The sequence below is a fragment of the Enterobacter cloacae complex sp. P16RS2 genome (assembly GCF_014982155.1).
In the GTDB taxonomy this organism is placed as follows: domain Bacteria; phylum Pseudomonadota; class Gammaproteobacteria; order Enterobacterales; family Enterobacteriaceae; genus Enterobacter; species Enterobacter cloacae_M.
The window spans coordinates 1,895-5,115 of record NZ_JADCKW010000027.1 but is presented as its reverse complement, the minus strand read 5'-3'; the positions used below and the strand labels follow the sequence as shown (position 1 = coordinate 5,115).

General features: G+C 52.9%; 2 rRNA genes. Both read right to left on the bottom strand.

The annotated features are described in order from the left end of the window. Positions 1–5: 5 nt before the first annotated feature. Positions 6–121, bottom strand: a 5S ribosomal RNA gene (rrf, locus tag INF68_RS17295). Between the two features lie 73 nt (positions 122–194). Beyond that, positions 195–3,099 (bottom strand): 23S ribosomal RNA (locus tag INF68_RS17290). Between the last annotated feature and the right edge of the window lie 122 nt (positions 3,100–3,221).

Genomic DNA, 3,221 nt, shown 5'->3' with positions numbered 1-3,221 from the left:
TTGATGCCTGGCAGTTCCCTACTCTCACATGGGGAGACCCCACACTACCATCGGCGCTACGGCGTTTCACTTCTGAGTTCGGCATGGGGTCAGGTGGGACCACCGCGCTAAAGCCGCCAGGCAAATTCTGTTAAATCTGTATCAGGCTGAAATTTGATTGTTCTGTCTCTTCGCCGAAACAGCTTCGGCGTTGTAAGGTTAAGCCTCACGGTTCATTAGTATCGGTTAGCTCAACGCATCGCTGCGCTTACACACCCGACCTATCAACGTCGTCGTCTTCAACGTTCCTTCAGGACCCTTAAAGGGTCAGGGAGAACTCATCTCGGGGCAAGTTTCGTGCTTAGATGCTTTCAGCACTTATCTTTTCCGCATTTAGCTACCGGGCAGTGCCATTGGCATGACAACCCGAACACCAGTGATGCGTCCACTCCGGTCCTCTCGTACTAGGAGCAGCCCCCCTCAATTCTCCAGCGCCCACGGCAGATAGGGACCGAACTGTCTCACGACGTTCTAAACCCAGCTCGCGTACCACTTTAAATGGCGAACAGCCATACCCTTGGGACCTACTTCAGCCCCAGGATGTGATGAGCCGACATCGAGGTGCCAAACACCGCCGTCGATATGAACTCTTGGGCGGTATCAGCCTGTTATCCCCGGAGTACCTTTTATCCGTTGAGCGATGGCCCTTCCATTCAGAACCACCGGATCACTATGACCTGCTTTCGCACCTGCTCGAGCCGTCACTCTCGCAGTCAAGCTAGCTTATGCCATTGCACTAACCTCCTGATGTCCGACCAGGATTAGCTAACCTTCGTGCTCCTCCGTTACTCTTTGGGAGGAGACCGCCCCAGTCAAACTACCCACCAGACACTGTCCGCAACCCGGATCACGGGTCTACGTTAGAACACCAGCCATTAAAGGGTGGTATTTCAAGGACGGCTCCACGCAGACTGGCGTCCACGCTTCAAAGCCTCCCACCTATCCTACACATCAAGGACCAGTGTTCAGTGTCAAGCTATAGTAAAGGTTCACGGGGTCTTTCCGTCTTGCCGCGGGTACACTGCATCTTCACAGCGAGTTCAATTTCACTGAGTCTCGGGTGGAGACAGCCTGGCCATCATTACGCCATTCGTGCAGGTCGGAACTTACCCGACAAGGAATTTCGCTACCTTAGGACCGTTATAGTTACGGCCGCCGTTTACCGGGGCTTCGATCAAGAGCTTCGCGTTGCCGCTAACCCCATCAATTAACCTTCCGGCACCGGGCAGGCGTCACACCGTATACGTCCACTTTCGTGTTTGCACAGTGCTGTGTTTTTAATAAACAGTTGCAGCCAGCTGGTATCTTCGACTGATTTCAGCTCCACCCGCAGGGGCTTCACCTACATATCAGCGTGCCTTCTCCCGAAGTTACGGCACCATTTTGCCTAGTTCCTTCACCCGAGTTCTCTCAAGCGCCTTGGTATTCTCTACCTGACCACCTGTGTCGGTTTGGGGTACGATTTCGTGTTACCTGATGCTTAGAGGCTTTTCCTGGAAGCAGGGCATTTGTTACTTCAGCACCGTAGTGCCTCGTCATCACACCTCAGCGTTAAAAGGTACCGGATTTACCTGGAACCTCCGCCTACATGCTTAAACCGGGACAACCGTCGCCCGGCTAACATAGCCTTCTCCGTCCCCCCTTCGCAGTAACACCAAGTACAGGAATATTAACCTGTTTCCCATCGACTACGCCTTTCGGCCTCGCCTTAGGGGTCGACTCACCCTGCCCCGATTAACGTTGGACAGGAACCCTTGGTCTTCCGGCGAGCGGGCTTTTCACCCGCTTTATCGTTACTTATGTCAGCATTCGCACTTCTGATACCTCCAGCATGCCTCACAGCACACCTTCAACGGCTTACAGAACGCTCCCCTACCCAACAACGCCTAAGCGTCGCTGCCGCAGCTTCGGTGCATGGTTTAGCCCCGTTACATCTTCCGCGCAGGCCGACTCGACCAGTGAGCTATTACGCTTTCTTTAAATGATGGCTGCTTCTAAGCCAACATCCTGGCTGTCTGTGCCTTCCCACATCGTTTCCCACTTAACCATGACTTTGGGACCTTAGCTGGCGGTCTGGGTTGTTTCCCTCTTCACGACGGACGTTAGCACCCGCCGTGTGTCTCCCGTGATAACATTCTTCGGTATTCGTAGTTTGCATCGGGTTGGTAAGCCGGGATGGCCCCCTAGCCGAAACAGTGCTCTACCCCCGAAGATGAGTTCACGAGGCGCTACCTAAATAGCTTTCGGGGAGAACCAGCTATCTCCCGGTTTGATTGGCCTTTCACCCCCAGCCACAAGTCATCCGCTAATTTTTCAACATTAGTCGGTTCGGTCCTCCAGTTAGTGTTACCCAACCTTCAACCTGCCCATGGCTAGATCACCGGGTTTCGGGTCTATACCCTGCAACTTAACGCCCAGTTAAGACTCGGTTTCCCTTCGGCTCCCCTATACGGTTAACCTTGCTACAGAATATAAGTCGCTGACCCATTATACAAAAGGTACGCAGTCACACCACGAAGGTGCTCCCACTGCTTGTACGTACACGGTTTCAGGTTCTTTTTCACTCCCCTCGCCGGGGTTCTTTTCGCCTTTCCCTCACGGTACTGGTTCACTATCGGTCAGTCAGGAGTATTTAGCCTTGGAGGATGGTCCCCCCATATTCAGACAGGATACCACGTGTCCCGCCCTACTCTTCGAGTTCACAGCCTGTGTGCTTTCGTGTACGGGACTGTCACCCTGTACCGTGCGACTTTCCAGACGCTTCCACTAACACACAAGCTGATTCAGACTCTGGGCTGCTCCCCGTTCGCTCGCCGCTACTGGGGGAATCTCGGTTGATTTCTTTTCCTCGGGGTACTTAGATGTTTCAGTTCCCCCGGTTCGCCTCGTTAACCTATGTATTCAGTTAACGATAGTGTGACGAATCACACTGGGTTTCCCCATTCGGACATCGCCGGGTCAAAGGTTCATATCACCTCGCCGGCGCTTTTCGCAGATTAGCACGTCCTTCATCGCCTCTGACTGCCAGGGCATCCACCGTGTACGCTTAGTCGCTTAACCTCACAACCCGAAGATGTTTCTTTCGATTCATCATCGACTTGCGAAAATTTGAGAGACTCGAACACACCATTTAAGATGTGTCGTTTCAATTTTCAGCTTGATCCAGATTTTTAAAGAGCAAA